The organism is Streptococcus humanilactis (assembly GCF_019448275.1).
Taxonomy (GTDB): Bacteria; Bacillota; Bacilli; order Lactobacillales; family Streptococcaceae; genus Streptococcus; species Streptococcus humanilactis.
In genome coordinates this window covers 69,449-85,242 of the sequence record NZ_JAHXBZ010000003.1, presented here as the reverse complement: position 1 = coordinate 85,242, position 15,794 = coordinate 69,449, and the positions used below count along the sequence as shown (strand labels likewise).

At 39.5% G+C, this 15,794-nt stretch carries 17 protein-coding genes and 1 pseudogene; 13 read left to right on the top strand and 5 right to left on the bottom strand.

From position 1 onward, the window contains the following. Window positions 1-39: 39 nt before the first annotated feature. Complete coding sequence (locus tag KV696_RS05715; RefSeq protein ID WP_219967092.1) at window positions 40-735, top strand: GNAT family N-acetyltransferase; 696 nt, start codon at window positions 40-42, stop codon at window positions 733-735. Window positions 736-746: 11 nt separating this feature from the next. Beyond that, window positions 747-1,163 (top strand): GNAT family N-acetyltransferase, encoded by a 417-nt coding sequence (locus tag KV696_RS05710; RefSeq protein WP_219967091.1) that lies wholly within the window; start codon window positions 747-749, stop codon window positions 1,161-1,163. An 827-nt stretch (window positions 1,164-1,990) separates the two neighbouring features. On the opposite strand, the gene KV696_RS05705 is transcribed toward KV696_RS05710, so the two are convergent. The 3 genes from KV696_RS05705 to KV696_RS05695 form a co-directional block, all read right to left on the bottom strand. After that, window positions 1,991-2,083, bottom strand: coding sequence for a type I toxin-antitoxin system Fst family toxin (locus tag KV696_RS05705; protein WP_000970294.1), 93 nt, complete (start codon window positions 2,081-2,083; stop codon window positions 1,991-1,993). Window positions 2,084-2,423: 340 nt separating this feature from the next. Then, window positions 2,424-2,516 (bottom strand): type I toxin-antitoxin system Fst family toxin, encoded by a 93-nt coding sequence (locus KV696_RS05700; protein WP_000969508.1) that lies wholly within the window; start codon window positions 2,514-2,516, stop codon window positions 2,424-2,426. Window positions 2,517-2,846: 330 nt separating this feature from the next. Then, the gene (locus KV696_RS05695) at window positions 2,847-2,939 is read right to left on the bottom strand and encodes a type I toxin-antitoxin system Fst family toxin (RefSeq protein WP_000970382.1); all 93 of its coding nucleotides are present in this window, start codon (window positions 2,937-2,939) and stop codon (window positions 2,847-2,849) included. A gap of 228 nt (window positions 2,940-3,167) precedes the next feature. Between KV696_RS05695 and KV696_RS10345 the strand changes: the two are divergent. Then, window positions 3,168-3,302, top strand: a pseudogene (locus KV696_RS10345) (DUF5966 family protein); the annotation flags it as partial. 82 nt (window positions 3,303-3,384) lie between these two features. Here KV696_RS10345 and KV696_RS05685 read toward each other — a convergent pair. Next, on the bottom strand, window positions 3,385-4,245 hold the full coding sequence (locus KV696_RS05685) for a helix-turn-helix domain-containing protein (protein ID WP_000025784.1): 861 nt from the start codon (window positions 4,243-4,245) through the stop codon (window positions 3,385-3,387). 536 nt (window positions 4,246-4,781) lie between these two features. Here KV696_RS05685 and KV696_RS05680 point away from each other — a divergent pair. The 3 genes from KV696_RS05680 to KV696_RS05670 are packed head-to-tail and all read left to right on the top strand — an operon-like array spanning window position 4,782 to window position 7,179. Continuing rightward, entirely contained in the window at window positions 4,782-5,717 is a 936-nt protein-coding gene (locus KV696_RS05680; protein WP_001245732.1) for an ABC transporter ATP-binding protein, read from the top strand. Beyond that, complete coding sequence (locus KV696_RS05675; RefSeq protein ID WP_049542653.1) at window positions 5,710-6,450, top strand: ABC transporter permease; 741 nt, start codon at window positions 5,710-5,712, stop codon at window positions 6,448-6,450. The genes KV696_RS05680 and KV696_RS05675 overlap by 8 nt, the downstream gene beginning before the upstream one ends. Next, window positions 6,451-7,179, top strand: a complete 729-nt coding sequence (locus KV696_RS05670) for an ABC transporter permease (RefSeq protein WP_125451125.1) — start codon at window positions 6,451-6,453, stop codon at window positions 7,177-7,179. Window positions 7,180-7,322: 143 nt separating this feature from the next. Here KV696_RS05670 and KV696_RS05665 read toward each other — a convergent pair whose 3' ends face one another. Beyond that, window positions 7,323-7,415 (bottom strand): type I toxin-antitoxin system Fst family toxin, encoded by a 93-nt coding sequence (locus KV696_RS05665; RefSeq protein ID WP_000970382.1) that lies wholly within the window; start codon window positions 7,413-7,415, stop codon window positions 7,323-7,325. Between the two features lie 133 nt (window positions 7,416-7,548). Here KV696_RS05665 and ruvB point away from each other — a divergent pair, with 133 nt between their 5' ends. The 7 genes from ruvB to bglA all read left to right on the top strand — a co-directional run bounded on the left by ruvB (window position 7,549) and on the right by bglA (window position 15,636). Continuing rightward, window positions 7,549-8,547 carry a Holliday junction branch migration DNA helicase RuvB gene (ruvB, locus tag KV696_RS05660; protein WP_020901860.1) on the top strand — a complete coding sequence of 333 codons (999 nt, stop codon included), beginning with the start codon at window positions 7,549-7,551 and terminating at the stop codon, window positions 8,545-8,547. Beyond that, a complete protein-coding gene (locus KV696_RS05655; RefSeq protein WP_219967090.1) occupies window positions 8,528-9,100 on the top strand; it encodes a nucleotidyltransferase family protein in 573 nt (190 codons plus the stop codon). Before ruvB ends, KV696_RS05655 begins: the two co-directional genes overlap by 20 nt. 346 nt (window positions 9,101-9,446) lie before the next feature. Beyond that, the gene (locus KV696_RS05650; RefSeq protein WP_000466722.1) at window positions 9,447-10,205 is read left to right on the top strand and encodes an isoprenyl transferase; all 759 of its coding nucleotides are present in this window, start codon (window positions 9,447-9,449) and stop codon (window positions 10,203-10,205) included. Between the two features lie 8 nt (window positions 10,206-10,213). Then, a complete protein-coding gene (locus tag KV696_RS05645) occupies window positions 10,214-11,017 on the top strand; it encodes a phosphatidate cytidylyltransferase (RefSeq protein ID WP_219967089.1) in 804 nt (267 codons plus the stop codon). A gap of 15 nt (window positions 11,018-11,032) precedes the next feature. After that, window positions 11,033-12,292 carry an RIP metalloprotease RseP gene (rseP, locus tag KV696_RS05640; RefSeq protein WP_219967088.1) on the top strand — a complete coding sequence of 420 codons (1,260 nt, stop codon included), beginning with the start codon at window positions 11,033-11,035 and terminating at the stop codon, window positions 12,290-12,292. Window positions 12,293-12,304: 12 nt separating this feature from the next. Beyond that, window positions 12,305-14,158, top strand: a complete 1,854-nt coding sequence (locus KV696_RS05635) for a proline--tRNA ligase (protein WP_219967087.1) — start codon at window positions 12,305-12,307, stop codon at window positions 14,156-14,158. Between the two features lie 98 nt (window positions 14,159-14,256). After that, window positions 14,257-15,636 carry a glycoside hydrolase family 1 protein gene (bglA, locus tag KV696_RS05630; protein WP_219967086.1) on the top strand — a complete coding sequence of 460 codons (1,380 nt, stop codon included), beginning with the start codon at window positions 14,257-14,259 and terminating at the stop codon, window positions 15,634-15,636. Window positions 15,637-15,794: the final 158 nt, after the last annotated feature.

Below are 15,794 nucleotides of genomic sequence, written 5' to 3'. Positions count from 1 at the left end.
GTGATATAGTATTTTCAGCGTAAAACAAGGAGAAGAAAAATGCCAGTAAATGAATATGGTCAGATGATTGGGGAGCCAATGGAAGGTTATACACCAGGTAAATTGCCTGCTATTGATTTCTTAGAAGGGCGTTATGCTAAGATAGAGGCTCTTTCGGTGGAAAAGCATGCGGAGGATTTATTAGCTGTTTATGGGACTGATACGCCTCGGGAGATGTGGACCTACCTTTTTCAGGAGCCAGTAGCAGATATGGAGGAGTTGGTTAGCCTTTTAAATCAGATGTTGGCTCGTAAGGATCGCTTTTACTATGCGATTGTAGACAAGGCAACTGGTAAGACCTTGGGAACATTTTCTCTCATGCGTATTGACCAGAATAACCGAGTAATAGAAGTGGGAGCTGTCACTTTTTCTCCAGAGCTAAGAGGCACACGGATAGGAACAGAAGCTCAGTATCTCTTGGCTCGCTATGTCTTTGAAGAGCTTAACTATCGTCGCTATGAGTGGAAATGCGATGCCTTAAATCTGCCATCCAGACGAGCAGCGGAACGTTTGGGATTTATTTATGAAGGAACCTTCCGTCAGGCAGTGGTTTATAAGGGACGGACGAGGGATACGGATTGGTTGTCTATGATTGATAAGGACTGGCCTCAAGTCAAAGCTCGTTTGGAAACATGGTTGCGTCCTGAAAATTTTGATAAAAATGGACAGCAGTACAAGAGCTTGAGAGAGCTTTAAGAGGTGTTGACATGATCACTATTAGAAAGCAAGAAATCGTCAAACTAGAGGACGTTTTGCATCTCTATCAGGCTGCCGGTTGGACAAATTATACAAATCAACCTCAGATGCTGGAGCAGGCCTTGTCTCATTCATTAGTAATTTATCTGGCGCTTGATGGCGATGCTGTGGTGGGCTTGATTCGTTTGGTTGGAGATGGATTCTCATCAGTATTGGTTCAGGATTTGATTGTTTTGCCTAGCTATCAGCGCCAAGGGATTGGTAGATCCTTGATGAAAGAGGCTTTAGAGGATTACAAAGATGCCTATCAAGTCCAACTAGTGACAGAACAGACAGAAAAAAACTTGGGATTTTATCGTTTTATGGGCTTTGAAATCTTATCCACCTATGACTGTACAGGAATGATTTGGATAAACAGAGAAAAATAATAAAACTTGTTTTTTCTTAAGTAAAGTTTAAGGATGGTCTAGTATCATATAGTCATTAAATAAAGACCTCCTAACTTTATTTAATGAAATCCTAAAACTTTTTTTCATCATAATCTCCTAATGAAGTCACCCAATCAGGTGGCTTTTTTGTGGGTAGGTGATGGTGATAGAATTTTTTTGTAAAATAGTAAAATATGAGAAAAGTTAAGCTAGTTTTAAGCTTCGTCATGTATCATATAGTTATTAAATAAAGACCTCCTAACTTTATTTAATAAAATCCTAAACTTTTCTTTTTCATAATAATCTCCCTTAACTCCACCCAATCAGGTGGAGTTTTTGGCTCTATTTCAGGCTTTTTGGGGACTATTCTAAAAAATCATTTTCCGATAATTTTCGGTATTTTCGGATTTTGGTCGGGGAATTGGCGGGGACTTTTTAGGCAATATGACTAAGAAATAGGCTTGCTGTTACTTCAGCTACTTCAAACTCAATTTGATTGTAAGTGACTGTTAATTGAAGGACTGGAACTGCTGTAATAATGATTTTGCTTGTCCAGTAGTGGCGTATTAAATGAGGAGTGACATGTAAGATTGTCTATTCGTTTACTAAATCAAAATTTCTATGAAATTGATAGAATCCCTAACTTTCTCTTAAACTTGAAAGTCTTGTTGTAAAGTGGTTAAAGCTTGAGAAGCTGAGGATGGTAAAGTTTTGACAAATTTTGTGAACTGTGGGATAATGGAGAAGAATTAAGGATTAGTTCTATATCATGGACTAGAAAAGACCCCAAGCTAACTTCCACATTAAGCTTGGGGTCTTTTTTGACACTATCTATCTTTGTTTAGCCATTTATCGACTAAGCGAAGGATGACACCGACCACAATCGGTCCGATGATAGTTTTAAGGATTAGTTCCATCATGGGCTATCTCACCTCCTTTCGTAGGCGGTGTAGCAGTGCCGTAGAATATTATACCACATAAGTGCTAAACTCGGGAGTCACCCAATCAGGTGGAGTTTTTTTGCTCTATTTCAGGCTTTTGGGGACTATTTTAAACATCATTTTCCGATAACTTTTACTTAATCTTATAAACTTTATTGGACAGATTCTAAAGTTGGAGAAGCTGAATTGATGAAGATATAAACCTTTGACAAATTTTGTGAACTATGGGATAATAAAAGGGAATTAAGTATTGTGTCTATATCATAGGCTAGAAAAGACCCCAAGCTCACGTCCAAATAAGCTTGGGGTCTTTTTGACACTATTTGTCCTTGTTTAGCCATTTATCGACTATACGAAGAACGACACCGACCACAATTGGTCCGATGATAGTTTTAAGTATTGTATCCATCATGGGCTATCTCACCTCCTTTCGCAGGCGGTGTAGAAGTGCCGAATAATATTATACCACATATGTGCTAAACTTAGGAGTCACCCAATCAGGTGGAGTTTTTTGGCTCTATTTCAGGCTTTTGGGGACTATTCTAAAAATCATTTTCCGATAACTTTCGCTTAATTATTGGATATGGGTTAAAGCTTGACAAGCTGAGTAGATGAGGATATAAACCTTTGACAAAATTTGTGAACTGTGGGATAATAAAAAGGAATTGAGTACTAGTTCTATATCATAGGCTAGAAAAGACCCCAAGCTCACGACCAAATAAGCTTGAGGTCTTTTTTGACACTATTTGTCCTTGTTTAGCCATTTATCGACTAATCGAAGAACGACACCGACCACAATTGGTCCGATGATAGTTTTGAGTACTAATTCCATCATGGGCTATCTCACCTCCTTTCGTAGGCGGTGTAGCAGTGCCGAACAATATTATACCATAAAAGAGAAATTGGACAAAAACTCAATTTCAGGAGAAAATGAAGTAAATCTTTCCACAATAAAACGCATAGTATCAAGGTTTTTCAACACCTGATATTATACGTTTTTTGATTTTAAAGACTTTTTTCTCAGACTCATGCTTGGTTTTGTCAGTTTTCTTACCTTCTCTTTACAGAAACTGAATTTTACACGGCAGATTTGTCACAAAATGGATTATTTGATTTTACGACTTTGTTTATCATCTTTAATTTAGTTTTACTTGCTTTAGCATGCTGGGCAGGATACAAGTGGAAGAGGGGATATTAACAAAAGTGGAGAAAACGACATTAGTTTCTCTCCACTTTTACGTTTATAGCTAATTGGTAATTATAACTTATTACGATTGAAGTCACCTATCCTTATCTTTCAAAAAATGATCAATCTTAGCCATCATGAGCTTGTGCTCGTATATTTTACAGATATCACGCGCCTGTAAATAATAGTCAAGAATTTCATCGTGCTTTAAAAAATCTTTTCCGGCATTTGCAACGATAGTTAAAAGAGGCGCCAGCTGATAGCTGGTCTCTTTTTGTTTACAAAAGTCAATGGTTTCCAAGGCTTCCTGGACGGCTTCTAATTCCTTCCCTTTAGAGTGTAAATAATAGGCGAAGTTATGTTTAACTCGAATATAACCAAATAAATACTCTTGGTGGTTTAAATCTTTTTCCTGATACAAACTGATAAGAAGTGAGTTATTTTCTTCGTATTCTGCATCACGCCCTACAGAAAAATAAAAATTAGATAAAGTATTGAGAAGTTTAAGATATACAGATGAGCTGACCGAAAGCTTTGGCAAAGCGTTTTCTAGACTGGCGATAGCTTCATCTTTGGAACTATGTAAGTAGAAAAGGATAATCGCTTGAATCCATAGAAGATAAAATTCATCCTCAGTAGACAGATACTGATACTTTTCTTTTTCTAAGTTTAAGAGGTATTCTAAATCCTCGTAATTACGATCTTCAAGTAATTTTTCTGCTAATTTCTTAAACGGTGTTATATTGGAAGTTATTTCAATCTGTTCATCGAAAAAATAATCTAAGGGAACTTGAAGCCGATTTGCAAGTTTATAGAGTAAATCAGCAGCAGGCATATAGTTGCCACGTTCTATTTTGCTGATTTGGCTTTGCTCACAAATTCCTTCGGAAAGTGTTTTTTGTGAGAATCCTTTTTCTTTTCTCTTGGATTTTAGTTTATCAGATAATATGCTCATCTTTAAACCTTCTTTAAATAAATTTACGATTAATTATATACTTTTAATCTCTATTTTTCAACTTTTCAACATAAAATAGTCTCAAAAGAATAAATTTTAAAAAAACTGAAAAAAAGAATACTTTTTATTGACAAAGAATATTTAAAGTAGTACACTTACAAGTGTAAAGATAAAAAAAGGTGATTAATATGAGTATTTTAGCAAAGTTTCGTAAAATCATTTTTAGATTATCTTTTTTCAGAATTGTTTGTAAGCGGTTGCGTTTAAAAACTGTAAATCAATCACAATATATTTGGGGTTCGAGAGTTATACAATAAGCTGCAACAACTAGTGGAGTTGATCTTGAGCTGGCGGATTGATTTATTAAACTTTTTGTGAAGTAACATTTATAAAATGGATCGTGCCACAGATTGAAGGACTTAAAGGGGGATTGTAAGTTTGCTATACCCTATTGCCCTCTCCCATAAGTAGTTTATACAGGAACTACTCTATTATGTCTTTTGATGTGGGTGTATAGATGTTAGGAGGAGAATAAAATGAGAAATCCAGTAATACAGACATCTAATTTATCAAAATCCTATGATGGGAAAATTGTCTTAGATAAGATAGACTTTACGCTAAAACAGGGAGAAATCTATGGCTTACTAGGAAGAAATGGCGCTGGAAAGACTACCTTTATCAAAGCTATTTTAGGTTTGACAGCGATGGATAGTGGTGAAGTGAAGATTCTATCTGAAAAACTGTCAGGGGACTTTTCTAAAGACTTGCTATCTCAAATCGGAGTGGTATTGGACAGTGCTTCTTTTTATCCTAATTTAACGGGACCTGAAAATCTCTCTATTTTTGCAAGATTGAGAGGAATTTCGCTAAAACAGATAGAGCAAGCGTTACAAGTAGTAGGATTAGATGGGGAAAATAAAAAACTATTCAAGCAGTATTCTCTGGGAATGAAGCAAAGGTTAGCAATTGCTAACGCTATTATGTACCAGCCGAAAATTCTGATATTAGATGAACCAACAAATGGTTTAGATCCTATTGGTATCCTTGAAATGCGCCGTTATCTAAAGGAACTCAGTACCAATCATGACATTTCAATTTTAATATCCAGTCACATTATTTCAGAACTTGAAAAGCTTGTGGATAGAGTTGGGATACTGCATGATACCCATCTTATTGCTGAAAAGACTATGCAGAATTTGATAGATGGTGCAGAGAGAAGGAAAATCCACCTAATTGTTTCGGATGCTTCTCAAGCTAAGGAAGTGCTTTGCATGATAAATCTGCAAGAACAGATTAGTATTCTTTCGGATATAGAACTTGAACTTCAGGGAGAATCACCTACTTTTGATATTGCGATCGTATCTAACGCCTTAAAAGACAACGGAATAGTTCTAAAAGAATATTATTATAAAAACAATGAAAGTTTAGAGGATTACTTTAAGCGGATAACAGGAGGTGAGGGAATTGCTTGATTTAGTGAAGATTGAATTTCTCAAACAAAGGCATCAAAAACTGAATTTTGTCGTATATGGTGTTGTTTCCCTCTACCTAGCTCTCATCTGTTATTACGTAAATGATGCGAGAGGATTGTTTGACTCCTTTCCCTTTGTCTATAAATTTTCTTTATCTTATTTAAACTTTTTGATTCTCCCTTTGTATTGTGTTTCCTATACAATACAGGCATTTGGTGTAGAATATCGCTATCGCATCATGAACAACTTGAAACTCGCTTCAGCAAATCTAATGAAGACATTCTGGGCTAAGATTTTGTATATAGAAATCAACGCTCTGTGTATCATGTTATTCACCTATATTTCGGTTTCCTTATTCGCACTACTATCCCGCTTTTCTTCGACAGTCAGTTTGTCTTTATTATTAAGATTCTTCTATCTTTGTATGAGTAGTGGTATCTTAATTCCCATGGGAGTATTTCCTTTAGTTGCTTTGGTCATGATAAAAGTCAGAGGCAAGGAGATAGTTGGGAATTTGGTCGGTGTCATGTATGTTTTAGTGTCATTTTTTTTAGCAAGGACGAGTCCAAATATCAGTCCAGTAACAAGTGCTAACAGTTTAATCTGGGAAGGAAACAGAGAAGGAGTGGTGCTTCAACAGCCAGCTATCTTATCGATTGTTGTACTAGGTTTATCTTTACTTGTTTTGTCTTTCTTGTCCATTAAATCTTGGTTAAGAAAGGTGGATGAATAAATGTTGATGCTAGAATTGACTAAACTAAGAAGGCGAAAGATACTGTATATGATTCCCTTTGTAGCCATCCTGCTCTTTTTGTTGGAGTTTATGATTGGTCATCAGGTTTATCAAGGGCATTCGTACGGTAGTGTGAATGGTTGGTATGTAGAAAATGGTTTCTTCTTTTTGAACTACTATTTTCTCCTCCCTTTTGCGAGCATGATTTTAGTGGATTTGATAAGAATAGAACAAGTGTCTAAAACGATTTCAAATCTCAGACTGATTCCTGTCGATTTGAAACATTTACTCCAAGCGAAGTTTATGCTTGCTTTGTTGATTAATCTACTAGTTAGTGAATTCACTTTTTTGTCTATGCTGGTCCTAGAGCTAATGGATGGTGACTTTGCTTTCTCTAGTCTTGCAATGTTATCTTGGGGACTTGTTTATGGAGCAATTGCTTTTGCTTATACACTGTCTGCTGGTATTATTGTCCTCTTCTTAGGAAAATATCGGAAGGAACTTATCCTTGCCCTACCACTTGCCTTTTTATTGTCATTTGCAGGTTTGTTTACTTTAACAACGGTTGTTGGGCGGTATTATCTGGCAAATTTACTACTAATCATCATGGAGGAATTCACGGTTTTAACAGTTTCTGTATATGCCATTTGGTTGGTTACCTTGGTGGCATGTCTCCTTTATTTGTTGGCAGATAAACGCATGATGAACATTATTTTTGCTTATAAATGACAAGCTGAGTAGATGAGAATATAAACCTTTGACAAAATTTGTGAACTATGGGATAATAAAAAGGAATTGAGTACTAGTTCTATATCATGGGCTAGAAAAAAACCCAAGCTCACGACCAAATAAGCTTGGGGTCTTTTTTGACACTATTTGTCCTTGTTTAGCCATTTATCTACTAAGCGAAGAACGACACCGACCACAATTGGTCCGATGATAGTTTTGAGTACTAATTCCATCATGGGCTATCTCACCTCCTTTCGTAGGCGGTGTAGCAGTGCCGTAGAATATTATACCACATAAGTGCTAAACTCGGGAGTCACCTAATCAGGTGGCTTTTTGTTTATGACTTGGTTTTTTTGATATAATAGAAACATGAGTAGAATTTTAGATAATGAGATAATGGGGGACGAGGAGTTAGTAGAACGCACGCTCCGTCCTCAGTACTTACGTGAATATATTGGGCAGGACAAGGTCAAGGACCAGCTACAAATCTTTATAGAAGCTGCTAAAATGCGGGATGAAGCGCTGGATCATGTGCTCTTATTTGGCCCTCCAGGCTTGGGAAAAACGACCATGGCTTTTGTCATTGCCAATGAACTGGGTGTCAATCTCAAGCAAACTTCTGGTCCAGTCATTGAAAAAGCTGGAGACCTGGTAGCGATTTTGAATGACCTAGAGCCTGGGGATGTCCTTTTTATTGATGAGATTCATCGTTTGCCCATGTCAGTAGAAGAGGTGCTTTACAGTGCCATGGAGGACTTTTACATTGACATCATGATTGGGGCTGGTGAAGGCAGTCGCAGTGTTCATTTGGAGTTGCCTCCTTTTACCTTGATTGGGGCGACAACTCGGGCTGGTATGCTGTCAAATCCTCTACGGGCACGTTTTGGGATTACAGGTCATATGGAGTATTATGCCCATGCTGACTTGACAGAAATTGTCGAGCGGACGGCAGATATTTTTGAGATGGAAATCACGCATGAGGCAGCATCCGAGCTGGCCTTGCGTAGTCGAGGAACCCCTCGTATTGCCAATCGTCTCCTCAAGCGCGTGCGCGATTTTGCCCAGATAATGGGGAATGGGGTTATCGATGATGTTATTACCGATAAGGCTTTGACCATGCTGGATGTTGACCATGAAGGTCTGGACTATGTGGATCAAAAAATCCTTCGCACCATGATTGAGATGTACGGCGGTGGTCCTGTCGGCTTAGGAACTCTTTCTGTCAATATCGCAGAAGAGCGCGAGACTGTCGAAGACATGTATGAACCTTACTTAATCCAAAAAGGTTTTATCATGCGGACGCGGTCTGGACGGGTGGCAACAGCTAAGGCATATGAGCATTTAGGTTATGAATACAGTGAAAAATAAGCAAGAAATACTAAACGCTTTTAGAGAAAATCTGGATATGATGGATATTCTGACGATTATCCGAAACCTTGGTCTGAAAGACTCGTGGTTGGCAGCAGGTTCTGTCAGAAATTTCATCTGGAATCTCTTGTCAGACAAATCCCCTTTTGACTGTGAAACAGATGTGGATGTCATTTTCTTTGATCCAGATATTTCTTATGAGGAAACCTTGTCCCTAGAGAAAAAGCTACGAGAGGACTTTCCTCAGTATCAATGGGAGTTGAAAAATCAAGTCTATATGCACCAGCACAGCCCTCATACTGCTCCCTATACCAGTTCCCGTGATGCCATGAGTAAGTATCCAGAACGATGTACGGCTGTTGGACTACGCTTGAATGAAGAATCAGCTTTGGAACTCTTTACTCCATACGGTCTAGAGACTATTTTGAATTTTCAAGTTCGTCCAACTCCTCATTTTTTAGAGAATCAAGACCGAATGGAACTTTATCGAACACGTCTATCCAAGAAAAATTGGCAGGAAAAATGGAAAAATTTGATTTTTAAAAATACTTAAGGAAACTTTAAGCTAGGAAGTGTATACTAAGTCCATAAGTTAAGAAGACCTTAACTTAAACTCCTAAAACTTTTTCATAATAATCTCCCTATAAAAAATAAAGTCGCCCAATCAGGCGGCTTTATTTTTTTGAAAAATGGGCTTTGTGCCTGAGAATAATACTCAATGAAAATCAAAGTGTAAACTAGGAAGCTAACCGCAGGTTGCTCAAAACACTGTTTTGAGGTTGCAGATAGAGCTGACGTGGTTTGAAGAGATTTTCGAAGAGTATAAATAGCTTAGTGATAGAAGAAAATAGGGAAATATGGTATAATGAAACGATAGATTTTTGAATAGGAATAAGATCATGTTTGGATTTTTTAAGAAAGATAAGGCTGTGGAAGTAGAGGTTCCGACACAGGTTCCTGCTCATATCGGCATCATCATGGATGGCAATGGCCGTTGGGCTAAAAAACGTATGCAACCGCGAGTCTTCGGACACAAGGCGGGCATGGAAGCATTGCAAACTGTGACCAAGGCAGCCAACAAACTAGGCGTTAAGGTTATTACGGTCTATGCTTTTTCTACAGAGAACTGGACCCGTCCAGATCAGGAAGTCAAGTTTATCATGAACTTGCCAGTAGAGTTTTATGATAATTATGTCCCGGAATTGCATGCGAATAATGTTAAGATTCAAATGATTGGGGAAACAGACCGCCTGCCTAAGCAAACCTTTGAAGCTCTGACCAAGGCTGAGGAATTAACTAAGAACAATACAGGTTTGATTCTGAATTTTGCCCTCAACTATGGTGGACGTGCTGAGATTACACAGGCTCTTAAGTTGATTTCTCAGGATGTTTTAGATGCCAAAATCAACCCAGGTGACATCACAGAGGAATTGATTGGTAATTATCTTTTTACCCAGCATTTACCTAAGGAGTTACGAGACCCAGACTTGATTATCCGTACTAGTGGAGAATTGCGTTTGAGCAATTTCCTTCCATGGCAGGGAGCCTATAGTGAGCTCTATTTTACGGATACCTTGTGGCCTGATTTTGACGAGGCGGCCTTGCAGGAAGCCATTCTTGCCTACAATCGTCGTCATCGCCGATTTGGAGGAGTTTAGGAGGAAATATGACACAGGATTTACAGAAAAGAACCTTGTTTGCAGGGATTGCCCTGGCTATTTTCCTACCGATTTTAATGATTGGAGGACTCTTGCTGCAGATAGCAATTGGAATCATAGCCATGCTAGCCATGCATGAACTTTTGAAGATGAGAGGTCTAGAGACCATGACTATGGAGGGCCTCTTGACCCTCTTTGCAACCTTTGCCTTGACCATTCCCTTGGAGAATTATCTGACTTTTTTACCAGTTGATGGGAATGTGGTTGCCTATAGTGTTTTGATTTCAATCATGTTAGGAACGACCGTTTTTAGCAAGTCTTATACGATTGAGGACGCTGTTTTCCCTCTTGCTATGAGTTTCTATGTTGGCTTTGGATTTAATGCTTTACTAGATGCTCGTGTCGCAGGTTTAGATAAGGCTCTCTTGGCCTTGTGTATCGTCTGGGCGACTGACAGTGGTGCCTATCTTGTAGGAATGAACTATGGTAAACGAAAATTAGCTCCGACAGTTTCTCCAAATAAAACCTTTGAGGGTGCCTTGGGTGGTATTTTAGGTGCTATTTTAGTAACCATCATCTTTATGATGTTTGACAGAACAGTTGCTCTTCCGTATGGAATTTACAAGATGTCAATCTTTGCTATTTTCTTTAGCATTGCTGGACAATTTGGTGATTTACTAGAAAGTTCGATTAAGCGTCACTTTGGTGTCAAGGATTCTGGGAAATTTATCCCTGGACATGGTGGTGTTTTGGATCGCTTCGACAGTATGTTGCTTGTATTTCCAATCATGCACTTATTTGGACTCTTTTAGAGAAAGGAAGATAGAATGCTCGGAATTTTAACCTTTATTCTGGTTTTTGGGATTATTGTGGTGGTGCACGAGTTCGGACACTTCTACTTTGCCAAGAAATCAGGAATTCTAGTGCGTGAATTTGCCATCGGTATGGGACCCAAAATCTTTGCTCATATTGGCAAGGATGGAACGGCCTACACTATTCGAATTTTGCCTCTGGGTGGCTATGTCCGTATGGCTGGTTGGGGTGATGATACGACTGAAATCAAGACAGGAACTCCTGTCAGTTTGACCCTTGCTGCTGATGGTAAGGTTAAACGCATCAATCTTTCAGGTAAAAAATTAGATCAAACGGCCCTCCCTATGCAGGTGACCCAGTTTGACTTTGAAGACAAGCTCTTTATCAAGGGCTTGGTTCTGGAAGAAGAAAAAACATTTGCAGTGGATCATGATGCAACGGTTGTGGAAGCAGACGGAACTGAGGTTCGGATTGCTCCTCTAGATGTTCAATATCAAAATGCAACTATCTGGGGGAAACTGATTACTAACTTTGCAGGTCCTATGAACAACTTTATCTTAGGTGTCGTTGTTTTTTGGATTTTAATCTTTATGCAGGGGGGCGTCAGAGATGTTGATACCAACCAGTTCCATGTCATGCCCCAAGGGGCCTTGGCTAAGGTAGGAGTGCCAGAAACAGCACAGATTACCAAGATTGGCTCACATGAGATTAGTAACTGGGAAAGTTTGATTCAGGCTGTGGAGATAGAAACCAAAGATAAGACAGCCCCGACTTTGGATGTGACTATTTCAGAAAAGGGTAGTGACAAACAAGTTACGGTTACCCCAGAAGAAAATCAAGGTCGTTACCTTCTAGGTGTTCAACCGGGGATTAAGTCGGATTTTCTGTCCATGTTTGTAGGTGGTTTTAGAACCGCTGCCGACTCAGCGCTTAGAATTTTATCAGCTCTGAAAAATCTGATTTTCCAGCCGGATTTGAACAAGCTAGGTGGACCTGTTGCCATCTTTAAGGCAAGTAGTGATGCTGCAAAAAATGGAATTGAGAATGTCTTGTACTTCTTAGCAATGATTTCCATCAATATTGGGATTTTTAATCTTATTCCGATTCCAGCCCTGGATGGTGGTAAGATTGTGCTCAATATCCTAGAAGCTATCCGCCGCAAACCATTGAAACAAGAAATTGAAACCTATGTCACCTTGGCCGGAGTGGTCATCATGGTTGTCTTGATGATTGCTGTGACCTGGAATGACATCATGCGACTCTTTTTTAGATAATCGAGGAATATTATGAAACAAAGTAAAATGCCTATCCCAACGCTTCGCGAAATGCCAAGCGATGCTCAAGTTATCAGCCACGCTCTTATGTTGCGAGCTGGTTATGTTCGCCAAGTTTCAGCAGGTGTTTATTCTTACCTGCCACTTGCCAACCGTGTGATTGAAAAAGCCAAAAATATCATGCGCCAAGAATTCGACAAGATTGGTGCTGTTGAGATGTTGGCTCCTGCTCTTCTTAGTGCAGAATTGTGGCGCGAATCAGGTCGTTACGAAACTTACGGTGAAGACCTTTACAAACTAAAAAATCGTGAAAAGTCAGACTTTATCCTAGGTCCAACTCACGAAGAAACATTTACAGCTATTGTTCGTGATTCTGTTAAGTCTTACAAGCAATTGCCGCTGAACCTTTATCAAATCCAGCCTAAGTATCGTGATGAAAAACGCCCACGTAATGGACTTCTTCGTACACGTGAGTTCATCATGAAAGATGCTTACAGTTTTCATGCTAACTATGATAGCTTGGACAGTGTTTATGATGAGTACAAGGCTGCTTATGAGCGTATTTTCACTCGTAGTGGTTTAGATTTTAAGGCTATTATCGGTGATGGTGGAGCCATGGGTGGTAAGGACAGCCAGGAATTTATGGCCATTACACCTGCCCGTACAGACCTTGACCGCTGGGTTGTCTTGGACAAGTCAGTTGCATCATTTGATGAAATTCCTGCAGAAGTGCAAGAAGAAATCAAGGCAGAATTGCTCAAATGGATGGTTTCTGGTGAAGATACGATTGCTTACTCAAGTGAATCTAGCTATGCGGCCAACTTGGAAATGGCAACAAATGAGTACAAACCAAGCAACCGTGTTGTCGCTGAAGAAGAAGTGACTCGTGTTTCAACTCCAGATGTTAAATCAATCGATGAAGTTGCAGCTTTCCTAAACGTCCCAGAAGAACAAACGATTAAAACTCTATTTTACATGGCAGATGGTGAGCTTATTGCAGCCCTTCTAGTTGGGAATGACCAACTCAACGAAGTCAAGTTGAAAAACCACTTGGGAGCAGATTTCTTTGACGTTGCTAGTGAAGAAGAAGTGGCGAATCTTGTTCAAGCAGGATTTGGTTCACTTGGACCAGTTGGTTTGCCAGAGAATATTAAAATTATTGCCGACCGTAAGGTGCAAGATGTTCGCAATGCAGTTGTCGGTGCTAACGAAGATGGCTACCACTTGACTGGTGTGAATCCAGGTCGTGACTTTACTGCAGAATATGTGGATATCCGTGAAGTTCGTGAGGGTGAAATTTCCCCAGACGGGCAAGGAGTTCTTAACTTTGCGCGTGGTATCGAAATTGGTCACATCTTCAAACTCGGCACTCGCTATTCAGCAAGCATGGGAGCAGATGTTTTGGATGAAAATGGCCGTGCTGTGCCAATCATCATGGGATGTTACGGTATCGGTGTCAGCCGTCTCCTTTCAGCAGTGATGGAGCAACACGCTCGCCTCTTTGTCAATAAAACGCCAAAAGGTGAATACCGTTACGCTTGGGGAATCAACTTCCCTAAAGAATTGGCACCATTTGATGTGCATTTGATTACTGTCAATGTCAAGGACGAAGAAGCGCAAGCCTTGACAGAAAAGCTTGAAGCAAGCTTGATGGGAGCTGGTTACGAAGTCTTGACAGATGACCGTAACGAACGTGTCGGAGTCAAATTCAGCGATAGCGACTTGATTGGATTGCCAATCCGTATCACTGTTGGGAAGAAAGCAGCCGATGGCATCGTAGAAGTGAAGATTAAAGCGACTGGTGACACCATCGAGGTTCATGCAGATAACGTGCTTGAAACGCTTGAAATTCTCAGCAAGAAATAAAAACTATAATCAGAAGAAAAACAAGGAAAAAATGTAACTAGTTTTTACCTTGTTTTTTCTGTATAATGGGAAAAATGAGTAGATAAAGAGGTAAATGTATGCTAAGATTTCCAAAGGATTTTGTCTGGGGATCCTCTACTTCTGGGCCACAGACAGAAGGACGTGTAGCTGGTGACGGTAAGGGAGATAATCTCTGGGATTATTGGTACCAAGTGGAGCCAAATCGCTACTATAATGGAATTGGTCCAGATAAGACATCGACCTTTTATGAAAATTGGGAACAGGATATTGAGCTACTGGTAGAAACTGGTCACACAGCCTTTCGGACTTCTATTCAATGGTCACGGATTTTTCCACAAGGGCGTGGGGAAGTCAATGCTCAAGGTGTGGATTTCTATCGTAAGGTTTTTGAGGCTATTAAGGCTAAAGGAATTCGTCTTTTAGTCAATCTCTATCATTTTGATCTGCCTTTTGCTCTTCAAGAAGATGGTGATGGTTGGGAAAATAAGGCGACTGTCTCAGCTTATGAAGACTATGCTCGTTTTTGTTTTGAGACTTATGGAGATTTAGTGGATCAATGGATTACCTTTAACGAGCCCATCGTTCCTGTGGAATTTGGCTATTTTTACGATGCCCATTATCCACATAAGGTGGATGCAGAAGCGGCGGTTAAAGTAGCCTATCACACACAATTGGCCAGCAGTCGGGCGGTTAAGGCTTGTCATGAACTTTTGCCAGCTTCCAAGATTGGGATTGTCTTAAACTTGACACCGGCTTATCCACGTAGCCAGCATCCTGCTGATGTCAAGGCGGCTCGTATTGCGGACCTTTTTCAGGCCCAATCTTTCTTAGACCCATCTGTTTTAGGGACTTATCCACAGGAGTTGGTAGAAATCTTACATGAATACGGTCTCTTGCCTGATGCCACAGAGGAGGAGTTGGAGCTCATTCGTGACAATACGGTGGACTTCCTTGGTGTCAACTACTATCAACCTTTGCGTGTTATGGCTCCTCGATTTGCTAAGAATCCAGAGAGTCCTCTTTTGCCAGAACATTTTTACGAACCTTATGTTATGCCTGGACGTAAAATCAATCCTCATCGTGGCTGGGAGATTTATGAGCAGGGGATTTATGACATTGCCCAAAATATCAAGGGGAATTATGGCAATATTGAGTGGATGTTGACTGAGAATGGTATGGGTGTTGAAGGGGAAGAAAAATTCCGTCAAGATGGAATGATTCAAGATGATTACCGTATTGACTTTGTAAAAGGTCATCTTCGTGAACTTCACCGTGCTATTGAAGATGGAGCCAACTGTAAAGGATACTTAATCTGGACCTTTATTGATTGCTGGTCATGGCTCAACAGCTATAAAAATCGCTATGGTTTGGTCGAATTAGACTTGGAAACGCAAGAACGTCGTCTGAAGAAATCAGGGCACTGGTTCAAGGAATTAAGCGATAATAATGGATTTTAAAAAGGACTCTGACTGATTATCCTAATTGGTCAGAGTTTTTTGTTTACAAGAAGTTAATGTGAACTATACCAATTTTTACTCTTGACAAGTGAAAGAAACAAGTATATACTGTTTTTGCTGGTTCTATAAAAGAGGAATCAGACTATACCAATTTTAAG